Origin of the sequence: Burkholderia sp. MSMB1835 (genome assembly GCF_001526365.1) — a bacterium.
Taxonomy (GTDB): Bacteria; Pseudomonadota; Gammaproteobacteria; order Burkholderiales; family Burkholderiaceae; genus Burkholderia.
This window is the reverse complement of sequence record NZ_LOYP01000050.1, coordinates 52,046-65,201: the sequence shown is the minus strand read 5'-3', so window position 1 is coordinate 65,201 and position 13,156 is coordinate 52,046. Positions and strand designations below refer to the sequence as shown.

The window sequence follows — 13,156 nt, the reverse complement described above, 5'->3', positions numbered from 1 at the left end:
CGTGCTGACCGGTGCAGACATGCCGGCGTTACTCGTAGTTGCTGAAGCGGGACATCGGCGGCGGCGGCGGCGGCAACGGCGTATAGCCCGGCACCCCGGCGCGGAATGCGGACACGAGGCCGTTGTCGATGGTCGACAAGCCCTTGAGCGTCAGCTGCATCATGAATCGCGTCGACGAGTTCTGCTGTCCCGACGAATTGATGCCGTTCGCGGCCCGCTGCACCCCGACCCCGAGCGCCCAGCAATCCGCGTCGTATTGTAAGCCGACCAGACCGTCGACCACGCGATCTCCGGCGAGGTCGTAGTTGAAACGGCCGATCGCATACAGGCGGCGCGTGAGCGGCCATTGCGCGGACACCAGGAACTGGTTGATCGGCTGGTTGTCGAGCGTGGTGTTCGCGCGCGTATAGCGGTAGCCGACGTTGATCACGCGGCGCTCGCCCGGGCTGTAGCCGAAACCGACGCTCGACTTCACGAGCTGGTTGTTGTTCTGGTTGTACTGGAACGCCGTTTCCGACATGAAGCCCGAGCCGAGCTTCAGCGCGGCGCCGACGATCAGGTCCGAGTGGCGCGCCAGCACGGCGCTCTGCCCGGGGTTCAGCGTGACGCGCTGATCGGCGAAGTAGTACTGCTGCGCGATCACGAAGCGCGCACGCTCGTCGCCGGTGCGCGGATCGATGAAGCGCGACGTGAGGCCGGCCGTGATCCGGTTCGCATCGGCGATCCGGTCGTTGCCGACGAACGTGTTCGGCTGGTAGATCTCCGCGAGGCCGAAGTCCGATTCCGCGGTGTCGAACAGCGGCGCGTTCGACTGATCGCGATACGGCGTGTACACGTAGTACAGGCGCGGCTCGAGGGTCTGGATGAAGTCCTGGCCGAACAGGCGCACCGAGCGATCGAAGATCAGGCCCGAATCGAAGCTCACGGTCGGGATCGACTCGGTGAAGCGCTTCGGGTTGTTCGGCGTGGTCGACGACAGGTAGTTCAGGTCGTACGACGCGAAGTGGTACTGGACCTTCGGCACGACGAAGTAGCCGGGGCCGTACACGCCGTACGAGATGTACGGGTTGAAGACGATCCGGTCGCCCTGGGTCGCATCGGCGGTCGTGATGCGGAACCGCGAATAGTCGGCTTCCGCGCCGAAGTCGAAGCCGCCGACGTTGTACTTCGTGTACTTCACGTTCAACTGCGGCTCGCGGCTGTAAGGCGCGATCGACGGCGGCAGCGTCTGCCAGTGCTGGTAGCGCGCGAGCACCGACCACGGGCCGTTGTTGTACGTGAGGCCGGCTTCCTGCTGGTACAGCGTCTGCGTGCCGTTGATGAACTGGTTCGACGACCCGAGGTCTTCGGGATACGTGTTGTCCGAGACCTTGTTGAAGTAGACGTAGCCGCCGAAGCCGCCGCCGAAGTTCTGCTGGTGCTGCCAGTAGATCGCGTAGCGGTTGCGGTGCGCGAGCCGGTCGTCCGGCAGGTAATTGGCCGTAAACGTGCCCGAATACGACGGCGACAGGTAGCGGAACGTCGCTTCGGTCATCACGCCGCGCCGCGAGATGATCCGCGGCGTGAGCGTGAGATCGCGGTTCGGCGCGATGTTGAAGTAGTACGGCAGCGTCAGCTCGAAGCCGTTGCTCGAGTTCATCGAGAACGTCGGCGGCAGCAGGCCGCTGCGCCGCTCGCCCGACAGCGGGAACGTCATCCACGGGCTCGCGAAGATCGGCACGCCCTGGAAGAACAGCACGCCGTTGCGCGCGGTGCCCTCGTCGGCGCCCGTATCGAAATCGAAGCGGCTGCCCTTGATGTACCACGCGGGGTTCGTCGAGCACTGGCACGCCGTATACGTGCCGTTGACGAACACCGAGCGCTCGTTGTCGACCATGTCGACGCGCTCCGCGCTGCCCGACCCGCCCGTCACGTTGAAGTGATACTTCGGCGCGGTCATGAAGCCCTGGTTCGCCTCGATCTTCAGGTGCGCCTCGGGGCCCGCGAACGACGTACCGCCGTTGACCACCTTGACCTGGCCGTACGCATCGGCCATGTCGGTATCCTGATCGTAGTGGATCGCGTCGGCCTTCACGACGGCGTCGCCGCGCCGCAGCTCGGCCGAACCCTTCGCGGCGAGGTCCTGCTCGGCGGTGCCGCTCGTGTGGTCGGCGATCACGAAAGCGGCCGGCTTCGCGCCGTCCTTCAGCGGATGATCCTCGAGCTGGGGCGCGAGACGCAGATCCCACGGCGAGTCGAGCGGCTGCGGCTGCGCAGCCGCACCCGTCAGCTGCGCGTACGACACGGCCGGCACGAGGCCGGGCACGGCCAGGAGCGCGAGCGCGAGCCGCCGTTTGCGCGGCGCCCCGTCACCGGGGAAAACATTCGGGAATAGCGGTTTGGGCGGCATCTATCGTTTGGCGAATCGCCCCTTGTCAACCGCGCCTGCGCGGCACCGTCGCGCGGCGGGCCGCGCCGTCGAGCCGCGACTGCGGCTCTTCGCAAACCGGGGAGGCGATCGCACGGGCGGCGCGACAGGCGGCGAGCCTGCACGGCGGAAGCTGACGCGGGGCGCGTCAAAAAAGTCGTGGGGTATTATATGGCAAGACGTTCCCCCCTCCGCCGAGTTTCATGACGCCCCCATCCGCCGCATCCCAGCCCGACGCCCGCCTCGAAGCGCTCACCGCGTGGCTGCGCCCGCTCGCCGAGCGCTACGCGCTCGATCTGTCGACCCTCGCGCCCGCGTCGTCGGACGCCAGTTTCCGCCGCTATTTCCGCGTCGCATCGGCCACCAGCGCCGGCGGCACGCTGATCGCGGTCGATGCGCCGCCGCCCGAGAAGTGCCGCGAGTTCGTCCAGGTCGCGCAGTTGCTCGCCGCGGCCGGCGACCACGTGCCGGACGTGCTGGCCCACGATTTCGACGCGGGCTTCATGCTCGTGACCGACCTCGGCCGCACGTCGTACATCTCGGTGCTCGATCCGGCCGATCCGGCCGCCGCGCGAACGCTGATGCGCGCCGCGCTCGATGCGCTGATCCGCTTCCAGCTCACGTCGAAGCCCGACGTGCTGCCGCCGTTCGACGAAGCGTTCCTGCGCCGCGAAATGGAGCTGATGCCCGAATGGTTCGTCGGCCGCCACCTCGGCAAGCCCGTCACCGACGCGATGCGCGGCACGCTCGACCGCACGTTCGCGCTGCTGGTCGCGAGCGCGCATGCGCAGCCGCAAGGCTTCATGCTGCGCGACTTCATGCCGCGCAACCTGATGGTGTGCGAGCCGAACCCGGGCGTGCTCGACTTCCAGGACGCCGTGTACGGGCCGCTGACGTACGACGTCGTGTCGCTGCTGCGCGACGCGTTCATCAGCTGGGACGAGGAATTCGAGCTCGACTGCTTCGCGTACTACTGGGAAAAGGCGAAAAAGGCCGGCTTGCCGGTCGATCCCGACTTCGGCGAGTTCTACCGCCAGCTCGAATGGATGGGGCTGCAGCGCCATATCAAGATCCTCGGCCTGTTCGCGCGCATCAACTACCGCGACGGCAAGCCGCACTATCTGAACGACCTGCCGCGCTTTCTCGCGTATGCGCGCAAGGTCGCGCTGCGCTACCGCCCGCTCGTGCCGTTCGCGAAGCTGCTCGACGAGCTCGAGGGCAACGCGCCGGCCGACGTCGGCTATACGTTCTGACCGTCCTCACTCCTCGTCGAACATGAGCCCTACCCTGACCACGGCGATGATCTTCGCCGCCGGACGCGGCGAGCGGATGCGCCCGCTGACCGACACCTGCCCGAAGCCGCTGCTCGAAGCCGGCGGCAAGCCGCTGATCGTCTGGCAGATCGAGGCGCTTGCGCGTGCCGGCATCGAGACGATCGTGATCAACCACGCGTGGCTCGGCGAACAGATCGAGGCCGCGCTCGGCGACGGTTCGCGCTGGGGCGTGCGGCTCGCGTATTCGGCCGAGGGCAACGCGCTGGAAACCGCCGGCGGCATCGCGCAGGCACTGCCGCTGCTCGAGCGCGACGGGCAGCCGGCCGTGTTCGCGGCCGTCAGCGGCGACGTGTACTGCGCGTTCGACTACCGGACGCTCGCGCCGCGCGCCGCCCGGATGGCCGCGCTCGACACGCCGGCGATGCACCTCGTGATGGTGCCGAACCCGCCGTTCCATCCGGCCGGCGACTTCGCGCTCGGCGACGACGGCCGTCTCGCACTCGACGGCGCCGCGCGCTTCACGTTCGGCAACATCGGTCTGTACGACACGCGGATGTTCCGCGACCTCGCGCCCGGCACGCGGCGCGCGCTGACGCCGTACTATCGCGCGGCGATCGAAGCCGGCCGCGCGAGCGGCGAGCTGTACGAAGGGATCTGGGAGAACGTCGGCACGCCCGCGCAGCTCGGCGAGCTCGACGCACGGCTGCGCACCGCCGCCGGTTGATCGTTTCGCGGCCGACTACCGGCTTGCCGGCGCGGCGGCCGATGGGGTGACGGGCCGATGGAGTGACGGGCCGATGTGGCGGCCGGTCGACCGGCCGCGAACCGGTCCGCGATCGAATGTCGGGAACGCCCCGCCGGCTCACCCGGTGGTGACGACCCCACGCGGCCCGACAGCCGGCACACCGCCCGCTCCCGCCGCACGCCGCGTCACGACACCCGCGCTCACACGGCCTCGGCCTCTTCCCCGCTGGCCGCCGCGCGTTGCTGCTGCAACGCCCACATCTGCGCATACAGCCCGTCGGCGCGCACGAGTTCGTCGTGCGTGCCGCGCTCGACGATCCGCCCGTGGTCCATCACGAGAATCTGCTGCGCGTGCACGACCGTCGACAGCCGGTGCGCGATCACGAGCGTCGTGCGATGCCGCGCGATCTGGTCGAGTTCGTGCTGGATCGCGCGTTCCGAGCGCGAATCGAGCGCCGACGTCGCTTCGTCGAACAGCAGCACCGGCGGATCCTTCAGCAGCGTACGCGCGATCGCGACGCGCTGCTTTTCGCCGCCCGACAGCTTCAGCCCGCGCTCGCCGACCGGCGTGTCATAGCCCTTCGGCAACCCCTCGATGAAATCGTGGATGTGCGCGGCGCGCGCGGCCGCGACCACTTCGTCGCGCGTCGCCGTCGGCCGGCCGTACGCGATGTTGTAGTAGATCGAGTCGTTGAACAGCACGGTGTCCTGCGGCACGATCCCGATCGATGCGCGCAGCGATTCCTGCGTGACGTCGCGGATGTCCTGACCGTCGATCCGGATCGCGCCGCCCGCCTGCCGGTCGAGATCGTAGAAGCGGAACAGCAGCCGCGACAACGTCGATTTCCCCGAACCGCTGTGGCCGACCACCGCGGTCGTCGTGCCGGCATCGATCGTAAACGTCACGTCGTGCAGGATCTGCCGCGACGGCTCGTACGCGAAGTTCACGTGCTCGAAGCGCACCTGCGCGCCGGCCACCGCGAGCGGCGGCGCATCGGGCCGGTCGGCCACTTCCTTCGGCGCCGTCAGCAGCCCGAACATCCGGTCCATGTCGGTCAGGCTCTGCTTCAGCTCGCGATAGACGACGCCGAGGAAGTTCAGCGGAATGTACAGCTGCAGCATGAACGTGTTGATCAGCACGAGATCGCCGAGCGTCAGCTTGCCCGCGAGCACGCCCTGCGTCGCGCGCCACAGGATGAACACGAGCCCCGTGCCGATGATCGCCTGCTGACCGAAGTTCAGCACCGACAGCGAGTTCTGCGAACGGATCGCGGCCTTCCGGTAGCGCTTCAGGTTCTCGTCGTAGCGTTGTGCCTCCCACTCCTCGTTGCCGAAGTACTTCACCGTCTCGTAGTTGATCAGCGAGTCGATCGCCCGCGAGTTCGCGCGCGAATCGAGTTCGTTCATCGTGCGGCGGAAATGCGTGCGCCAGTTGGTGACCTTCACGGTGAACACGATGTACGTGACGAGCGCCGCGAACGTCACGTACGCGTAGTAGGCCTCGTACTTGACCACGAAGAAGCCGAGCACGAGCCCGACCTCGACGAGCGTCGGCAGGATGCTGTACAGCGAATACGAAATCAGTTGCTGGATGCCGCGCGTGCCGCGCTCGATGTCGCGCGACATGCCGCCCGTCTGGCGCTCGAGATGAAACCGCAGCGACAGCCCGTGCAGATGCCGGAACACCTGCAGCGCGAGCTGGCGCACCGCGCTCTCGGTGACTTTCGAGAACAGGATTTCGCGCAGCTCGGTAAAGAGCGACGTCGACAGCCGCACGAGCGCATACGCGACGACCAGCAGCCCGATGCCGCCCGCGAGCACGATGCCGGCCGACTGCTCGGCACGGCCGAGCGCGGCGAGCTGCTGCACGGCGGACAGATGATCGACGATGCGCTTCATCACGACCGGCACGCCGAGGTTCGCGACCTTCGCACCGATCAGGCAGCCGAGCGCGAGCGCGACGCGCCATTTGTAGGTGGTCAGGTACGGCAGCAGCGACCGGATGGTCTGCCAGTCGTTGCGGGGCCCGGTCGAAGCCGGCGCGGGCTCGCCGGAAGCGGGAAATCGGCGCATGGGGGAAGGGTTGTGCGGCGGTACGGGACGCGCGTATCGGCGGCCGGCTCGCGCGCTTTCTCGTACAATTTGCGAACGTTGTATTGTCGCAGAAGCCGCTTCGCGCCGCTGCCGGCGCCCTCGCCGGCCACGCTGCGCGCGGCGGCCCATTTATTACAGGATGAAAGCCCCGCCATGACCGATTCGACCCTCGAACTCCCGCAGAAGCAACCCGCGCTGCGCGTCGTCCCGCAACCGCACGACGCGAACGTTCACGGCGACGTGTTCGGCGGCTGGATCATGTCGCAGGTCGACATCGCCGGTTCGATCCCCGCGAGCCAGCGCGCGAACGGCCGCGTCGCGACGGTCGCGGTCAACTCGTTCGTGTTCAAGCAGCCGGTGTTCGTCGGCGATCTGCTGAGCTTCTACGCGACCATCATGCGCACCGGCAACACGTCGATCACGGTCGACGTCGAGGTGTATGCGCAGCGCATGCGCCTGATGGGCGAAATCGTGAAGGTCACCGAAGCGACGCTCACGTACGTCGCGACCGGCCCCGACCGCAAGCCGCGGCAACTGCCGCCGCTCTGACGGGCAGGCGCCGCGCCGCAGCGCGGCAGGCGGCCGTCAGTGCGCGGCCGTCAGCCCGAACTCCCGCATCGCGGGCACGAAATCGTGATTCAGCGTCGGCTTGCGCGACAGCTTGACGAGCACGTAGCGCTGGAACGGCGCGAGCCGCTGCCACTGCGCGAGCGCGGGCGCCGGCAGCCCGGCCAGCGCGCTTTGCTGCACGAGCGACTCCGGCACCGTGTCGACGGCGCGCCAGGCCGGCTGCTCGTCCGGCTGGAACCATGACGGCTCCAGATCGGCGTGCGTGCGCAGCATTTCGAACAGCGCGTGATCGAAGTTGGGCTCGATCGCGGTGTCGTCGTCGGCCGGAAAGCGCGCGAGCAGCTTGCGGTCCTCGAGCGGCAGCAACTGCCACTGTTCGAGCGAAATCCGCAGCCCGAAGCGGTCGAGATTGAAACGCACGATCATCGGGATGTACGTGAAGTTTTCCGACGAATCGTGTTCGAAATTGAAAAGCAACGGAGCGTCGCTGAGTCCCATGGTCGTTACCTGACGTGGCGGATGCCGGCGCGGCCGGCTTGCCTGGGGTATTTTAGAACCTCTGCGCGCGGGCGGCGGCACGATCGTCGCCGGCCGCGCTTCGAATCAACGGGAGTGCTCGTGAATCCGACCCAATCAGACGAACCGCGCGGCGCGATCGAGCTGCCCGTGAGCCGCACGCGCGGCGGCGCGGTCGAGGCCGCGCACGACTTCGTCGGCCAGGAATGGCCGGTCGCCCTCGTCTTCAACGGCATCTCGCACGCGGTAATGATGTGTACGCCATGCGATCTCGAAGCGTTCGCGGTCGGCTTCGCGATCTCGGAAGGGATCGTCGCGCGCGGCAGCGACATCAAGGACATCGACGTGATCCTGCACGCCGACGCGCCGCTGCCGCATGCGGAAGTCCACCTGGAAGTCGTCCAGCAGGCGTTCGCCGCGCTGAAGGACCGGCGCCGCGCGCTCGCGGGGCGCACCGGCTGCGGCGTCTGCGGAATCGAAAGCATCGACCTGCTCGACCTTGCGCCCGAACGCGTGCCCGATACCGGCTTTCTCGCGCGCCTCGCGCCCGACGCGCTGGCGCGTGCAGCGCATGCGCTGCCGGCACACCAGGCGCTCACGAAACTGACCGGCGGCCTGCATGCGGCCGCATGGTGCGACGCAACAGGCGCGATCCGAGTGGCATTCGAGGACGTCGGCCGCCACAATGCGCTCGACAAGCTGATCGGCTCGCTCGTGCTGTCGCGCGCCGATCCCACCGACGGCTTCGTGTTCCTGTCGAGCCGCGCGAGCTACGAGCTCGTACGCAAGGCCGCGCGGGTCGGCATCCCGCTGGTCGCGACCATCTCCGCGCCGTCGTCGCTCGCGCTCGAGATCGCGAAGGCGGCCGGCTTGCGGCTCGTCAGCTTCTGCCGCGAAACGGGGTACGTCGACTACGGCACGGCCTGATCGCGGCCGCGCAGCGGCGATGCACCGCCGCGCGGCCTGCTCCGTTCAGTCGAACTGACGGAAATCCGGCTTGCGCTTCTCGAAGAACGCCGTCATCGCCTCGCGCGCCTCCGGCGCGCGCAGCATCTCGGCGAAGTGGCGCGCTTCCTCGGCCATCCGCGCGGGCGTCGCCACGCCGCCCGTCTCCTTCAACAGCGCCTTCGTCACACGCAGCGAAGCCGCCGGCAACGCCGCCAGCTTCGCCGCCTGCTTCGCCGCGAATGCATCGAGTTCGGCCGCCGGCAGCACGCGATTGACGATGCCGATCCGGTGCGCTTCCAGCGCATCGAACGCCTCGCCGAGCAACAGCTTCTCGGCGGCGATCTGATGGCCGGCCAGGCGCGGCAGCAACGCGCTCGAGGCCGCTTCGGGGCACAGCCCGAGCTGCACGAACGGCAGCGAGAACGTCGCGGTGTCGGCCGCGTAGACCAGATCGCAGTGCAGCAGCATCGTCACGCCGACCCCGACCGCGATGCCCGGCACGGCCGCCACGATCGGCTTGCTCGCGCCGCTGATCCGCGCCAGAAACTGGAAGACCGATGCGGTGTCGTCCTTCGGCGGCGACTTCAGGAAATCCTCGAGATCGTTCCCCGAGCTGAAATTGCCGTCGCTGCCGCGCAGCAGGATCGCGCGGACCGCCTTGTCTTCCTGCGCGTCGGCGAGCGCATCGGCCATCGTCTGGTACATCGCCGCCGTCAGCGCATTCTTCTTCGCCGGGCGCGCGATCGTGATCGTCATCACGCCGTCGGCGCGTTCCACTTGAATGTCGGCCACAACCGTCTCCTTGAACTGTCCTCTACCGGAATGAAAAACGGTGCGCGAGCTCGTGGCCCGCGCACCGTCGTCGTTTTTCGTCGCGTCCCGCTTACAGGCGTTCGATGATGCCCGCCGCACCCATGCCGGTGCCGACGCACATCGTGACCATCCCGTACTTCAGGTTGCGGCGGCGCAGGCCGTGCACGACGGTCGCCGCGCGGATCGCGCCGGTCGCGCCGAGCGGGTGGCCCAGTGCGATCGCGCCGCCCATCGGGTTGACCTTCGACGGATCGAGGCCGAGATCGCGGATCACTGCCAGCGACTGCGCGGCGAACGCCTCGTTCAGCTCGATCCAGTCGAGATCGTCCTGCTTCAGGCCCGCGGCCTTCAGCGCGGCCGGAATCGCTTCCTTCGGGCCGATGCCCATGATTTCCGGCGGCACGCCGCGTACCGCGAAACTCACGAAGCGCGCAAGCGGCGTCAGGTTGAATTCCTTGAGCACCTTCTCCGACACGACGAGCAGCGCGCCCGCGCCGTCCGACGTCTGCGAGCTGTTGCCGGCCGTGACCGAACCCTTGTTCGCGAACACCGTGCGCAGCTTCGCGAGGCCTTCGAGCGACGTATCCGCGCGCGGACCTTCGTCGAGCTTGATCTCGCGCGTCTTCACGTCGATTTCGCCGGTCGCGAGATTCGGGAAGCGCTCGGTGATCGTGTACGCGGCGATTTCGTCGCCGAACTCGCCGGCCTGCTGCGCGGCGAGCGCCTTGCGGTGCGACTCGACCGAGAACGCGTCCTGGTCCTCGCGGCTCACCTTCCACTGCTCGGCGACGCGCTCGGCCGTCAGGCCCATCCCGTATGCGATGCCGAAGTCTTCGCTGCGATCGAAGATGTGCGGCGACATCGACGGCTTGTTGCCCATCATCGGCACCATGCTCATCGACTCGCAGCCGCCCGCGAAGATCGCGTCCGATTCGCCGACGCGGATCCGGTCGGCCGCCATCGCGAGCGCGGTGATGCCCGACGCGCAGAAGCGGTTGACCGTCACGCCGCCGACCGTCTGCGGCAGGCCCGCGAGCAGCGCGCCCATCCGCGCGACGTTCAGCCCTTGTTCGGCTTCCGGAATCGCGCAGCCGATGATCGCGTCCTCGATCACCTTCGTGTCGAGACCGGGCACCTGCGCGACCGCCGACTTGATCGCGTGAACCAGCAGCTCGTCCGGCCGCGTGTTCTTGAAGACACCGCGCGGGGCCTTGCCGATCGGCGTGCGGCTGGCGGCGACGATGTATGCGTCTTGCAATTGTTTGCTCATTTCAGACTCCTTGTCCGCTCTGTCCGCTCGCTCAGTTACGCACCGGCTTGCCGGTCTGCAACATGCCCATGATCCGTTCCTGCGTCTTCTGCGTGCCGAGCAGCTCGACGAACGCGCGGCGCTCGAGCGCGAGCAGCCACTCTTCGTCGACGAGGCTGCCGGCTTCGACGTCGCCGCCGCACACGGCTTCGGCGATGCGGCTCGCGATCAGGAAGTCGTGGTCGCTGATGAAGCGGCCGTCGCGCATGTTGACGAGCGACGCCTTGATCGTCGCGATCGCCGAACGGCCCGCGACCGGCACGTCCTTCGCGCGCAGCGGCGCGCGGTAGCCGGTGTCGGCCAGCGCACGCGCTTCCTTCTTCGCGGTGTCGAGCAGTTCGAACACGTTGAAGACGATCGTGTCGGACGGCTTCACGTAGCCCATTGCACGGGCATCGTGCGCGGACGACGACACCTTCGCCATCGCCGCGTTCTCGAACGACTTCGTGACGAACTTCAGGATGTCGGTGGTCGCGTTCGCCGCCGTCGCGGCTTCCGCCGCGCGCAGCGCCGCTTCCTTCAGGCCGCCGCCCGCCGGCACGAGGCCGACGCCCACTTCGACGAGACCGATGTAGCTCTCGACGTGCACGACGCGCTTCGCGCTGTGCAGCATCAACTCGCACCCGCCGCCGAGCGCGATGCCTGACACGGCCGCCACCACCGGCACGTTCGCGTACTTCACGCGCAGCATGCCTTCCTGGAACTTCTTCACGAACGGCTCGATGCCCTTCGCGCCGCCCATCATGAACGCGGGCATCGCCTCTTCGAGGTTCGCGCCGGCCGAGAACGGGCCGCCCGGCGTGCCGAGCTTCAGCGACGTCGGCTGCCAGATCACCACGCCCTTGTAGTCCTTCTCCGCGAGTTCGATCGCCTGCACGAGGCCGTCGATCACGCTCGGTCCGATCGTGTTCATCTTCGACTTGAACGACACGATCACGACGTCGTCCTCACCGGCACGGTCGTCGACCCATGCACGCACCGCGTCGGTTTCGAACAGCGTCTTGCCGTACGTCTTCGGATCGGCGCCGGTTTCGCCGATCAGCGGCGCACGGAACACCTGCTTGTCGTAGACGGCCAGGTCCGAGCGCGGCACGAAACGCTTCGACGCCGGCGCCCACGAGCCTTCGGCCGTGTGCACGCCGCCCTTCTCGGCGACCGGGCCTTCGAGCACCCACGACGGCAGCGGCACGTTCGCAAGCGCCTTGCCGGCCGCGATGTCTTCCTGCACCCATTCGGCGACCTGCTTCCAGCCGGCGGCCTGCCAGCCTTCGAACGGACCTTCGTTCCAGCCGAAGCCCCAGCGGATCGCGAGGTCGACGTCGCGCGCGTTGTCGGCGATCGACTCGAGATGCACGCCGATGTAGTGGAACACGTCGCGGAAGATCGACCACAGGAACTGCGCGTGCGGATGATCCGTCTCGCGCAGCAGCTTCAGGCGTTCCGCCGGCGGACGCTTCAGGATGCGGCCGACCGTTTCGTCCGCCTTCGCGCCCGAATCGACGTAGGTGCCCGTCTTCGCGTCGAGCACCTTGATCGCCTTGCCTTCCTTCTTGTAGAAGCCGCCGCCCGTCTTCTGGCCGAGCGCGCCCTGCTTCACCAGCTCGGCGAGCACGGCGGGCGTCTGGTAGACCGGGAAGAACGGATCGTCGGCGAGGTTGTCCTGCATCGTCTTGATCACGTGCGCCATCGTGTCGAGGCCGACCACGTCCGCGGTGCGGAACGTCGCCGACTTCGCGCGGCCGAGGCGGCTGCCCGTCAGATCGTCGACTTCGTCGAAGCGCAGGCCGAACTTCGCGGCCTCGGTGATCACCGCGAGGATCGAGAAGATGCCGACGCGGTTCGCGATGAAGTTCGGCGTGTCCTTCGCGCGCACGACGCCCTTGCCGACGACGCTCGTCAGGAAGGTTTCGAGCTGGTCGAGGATCTCCGGACGCGTGTGCGCGGTCGGGATCAGCTCGACGAGATGCATGTAGCGCGGCGGATTGAAGAAGTGCACGCCGCAGAAGCGCGACTTCAGCTCGTCCGAGAAACCTTCGGACAACTTCGTGATCGACAGGCCCGACGTATTGGTCGCGAAGATCGCGTTAGGCGCGATGTGCGGCGCGACCTTCTTGTACAGGTCGTGCTTCCAGTCCATCCGCTCGGCGATCGCCTCGATCACGACGTCGCATTCGGCCAGCTTCGCGATGTCGTCTTCGTAGTTGGCCGCTTCGAGGTACTTCGCATCGTCCTTCACGCCGAACGGCGCGGGCGACAGCTTCTTCAGGTTCTCGATCGCCTTCAGCGCGATCGCGTTTTTCGGGCCTTCCTTGGCCGGCAGGTCGAACAGCAGCACCGGCACGCGCGCGTTGACGAGGTGCGCGGCGATCTGCGCGCCCATCACGCCGGCGCCCAGCACGGCGACCTTGCGAATCAGGAAATTGCTCACGGGATGTCTCCGGATAGTGTCGTGCAGCGCGGAATGTGAGAGCTGCACGGCGA

General features: G+C 67.7%; 10 protein-coding genes. 4 read left to right on the top strand and 6 right to left on the bottom strand.

All coding sequences use genetic code 11. From position 1 onward, the window contains the following. Positions 1-28: 28 nt before the first annotated feature. Positions 29-2,389, bottom strand: coding sequence for an LPS-assembly protein LptD (locus WS96_RS23055; protein WP_059835668.1), 2,361 nt, complete (start codon positions 2,387-2,389; stop codon positions 29-31). A 221-nt stretch (positions 2,390-2,610) separates the two neighbouring features. Between WS96_RS23055 and WS96_RS23050 the strand changes: the two genes are divergently transcribed. Further along, positions 2,611-3,660, top strand: coding sequence for an aminoglycoside phosphotransferase family protein (locus WS96_RS23050; protein WP_059835665.1), 1,050 nt, complete (start codon positions 2,611-2,613; stop codon positions 3,658-3,660). 22 nt (positions 3,661-3,682) lie between these two features. Continuing rightward, positions 3,683-4,405 carry an N-acetylmuramate alpha-1-phosphate uridylyltransferase MurU gene (gene murU / locus WS96_RS23045; RefSeq protein ID WP_059835664.1) on the top strand — a complete coding sequence of 241 codons (723 nt, stop codon included), beginning with the start codon at positions 3,683-3,685 and terminating at the stop codon, positions 4,403-4,405. A gap of 221 nt (positions 4,406-4,626) precedes the next feature. Here the strand turns inward: murU and WS96_RS23040 are convergent, their stop codons facing one another. Then, positions 4,627-6,498, bottom strand: a complete 1,872-nt coding sequence (locus tag WS96_RS23040) for an ABCB family ABC transporter ATP-binding protein/permease (protein ID WP_059835662.1) — start codon at positions 6,496-6,498, stop codon at positions 4,627-4,629. A gap of 174 nt (positions 6,499-6,672) precedes the next feature. Between WS96_RS23040 and WS96_RS23035 the strand changes: the two genes are divergently transcribed. After that, on the top strand, positions 6,673-7,068 hold the full coding sequence (locus WS96_RS23035; protein ID WP_027789162.1) for an acyl-CoA thioesterase: 396 nt from the start codon (positions 6,673-6,675) through the stop codon (positions 7,066-7,068). Between the two features lie 36 nt (positions 7,069-7,104). Here the strand turns inward: WS96_RS23035 and WS96_RS23030 are convergent, their stop codons facing one another. Next, positions 7,105-7,587 carry a nitrate reductase associated protein gene (locus tag WS96_RS23030; RefSeq protein ID WP_059822875.1) on the bottom strand — a complete coding sequence of 161 codons (483 nt, stop codon included), beginning with the start codon at positions 7,585-7,587 and terminating at the stop codon, positions 7,105-7,107. A 120-nt stretch (positions 7,588-7,707) separates the two neighbouring features. Here WS96_RS23030 and fdhD point away from each other — a divergent pair, with 120 nt between their 5' ends. Next, the gene (gene fdhD / locus WS96_RS23025; protein WP_059835781.1) at positions 7,708-8,532 is read left to right on the top strand and encodes a formate dehydrogenase accessory sulfurtransferase FdhD; all 825 of its coding nucleotides are present in this window, start codon (positions 7,708-7,710) and stop codon (positions 8,530-8,532) included. 45 nt (positions 8,533-8,577) lie between these two features. Here the strand turns inward: fdhD and WS96_RS23020 are convergent, their stop codons facing one another. The 3 genes from WS96_RS23020 to WS96_RS23010 all read right to left on the bottom strand — a co-directional run bounded on the left by WS96_RS23020 (position 8,578) and on the right by WS96_RS23010 (position 13,103). After that, positions 8,578-9,345 (bottom strand): enoyl-CoA hydratase, encoded by a 768-nt coding sequence (locus WS96_RS23020; RefSeq protein ID WP_059835660.1) that lies wholly within the window; start codon positions 9,343-9,345, stop codon positions 8,578-8,580. Between the two features lie 91 nt (positions 9,346-9,436). Then, the gene (locus tag WS96_RS23015; protein WP_059835659.1) at positions 9,437-10,636 is read right to left on the bottom strand and encodes an acetyl-CoA C-acyltransferase; all 1,200 of its coding nucleotides are present in this window, start codon (positions 10,634-10,636) and stop codon (positions 9,437-9,439) included. A 31-nt stretch (positions 10,637-10,667) separates the two neighbouring features. Beyond that, positions 10,668-13,103, bottom strand: coding sequence for a 3-hydroxyacyl-CoA dehydrogenase/enoyl-CoA hydratase family protein (locus WS96_RS23010; protein ID WP_059835657.1), 2,436 nt, complete (start codon positions 13,101-13,103; stop codon positions 10,668-10,670). Between the last annotated feature and the right edge of the window lie 53 nt (positions 13,104-13,156).

Excerpts from the sequence above, each read along its gene's own strand:
- WS96_RS23015 (WP_059835659.1), bottom strand. The coding sequence starts at position 10,636 with ATGAGCAAACAATTGCAAGACGCATACATCGTCGCCGCCAGCCGCACG.
- WS96_RS23055 (WP_059835668.1), bottom strand. The coding sequence starts at position 2,389 with ATGCCGCCCAAACCGCTATTCCCGAATGTTTTCCCCGGTGACGGGGCG.
- murU (WP_059835664.1), top strand. The coding sequence starts at position 3,683 with ATGAGCCCTACCCTGACCACGGCGATGATCTTCGCCGCCGGACGCGGC.
- WS96_RS23035 (WP_027789162.1), top strand. The coding sequence starts at position 6,673 with ATGACCGATTCGACCCTCGAACTCCCGCAGAAGCAACCCGCGCTGCGC.
- WS96_RS23050 (WP_059835665.1), top strand. The coding sequence starts at position 2,611 with ATGACGCCCCCATCCGCCGCATCCCAGCCCGACGCCCGCCTCGAAGCG.
- WS96_RS23040 (WP_059835662.1), bottom strand. The coding sequence starts at position 6,498 with ATGCGCCGATTTCCCGCTTCCGGCGAGCCCGCGCCGGCTTCGACCGGG.
- WS96_RS23030 (WP_059822875.1), bottom strand. The coding sequence starts at position 7,587 with ATGGGACTCAGCGACGCTCCGTTGCTTTTCAATTTCGAACACGATTCG.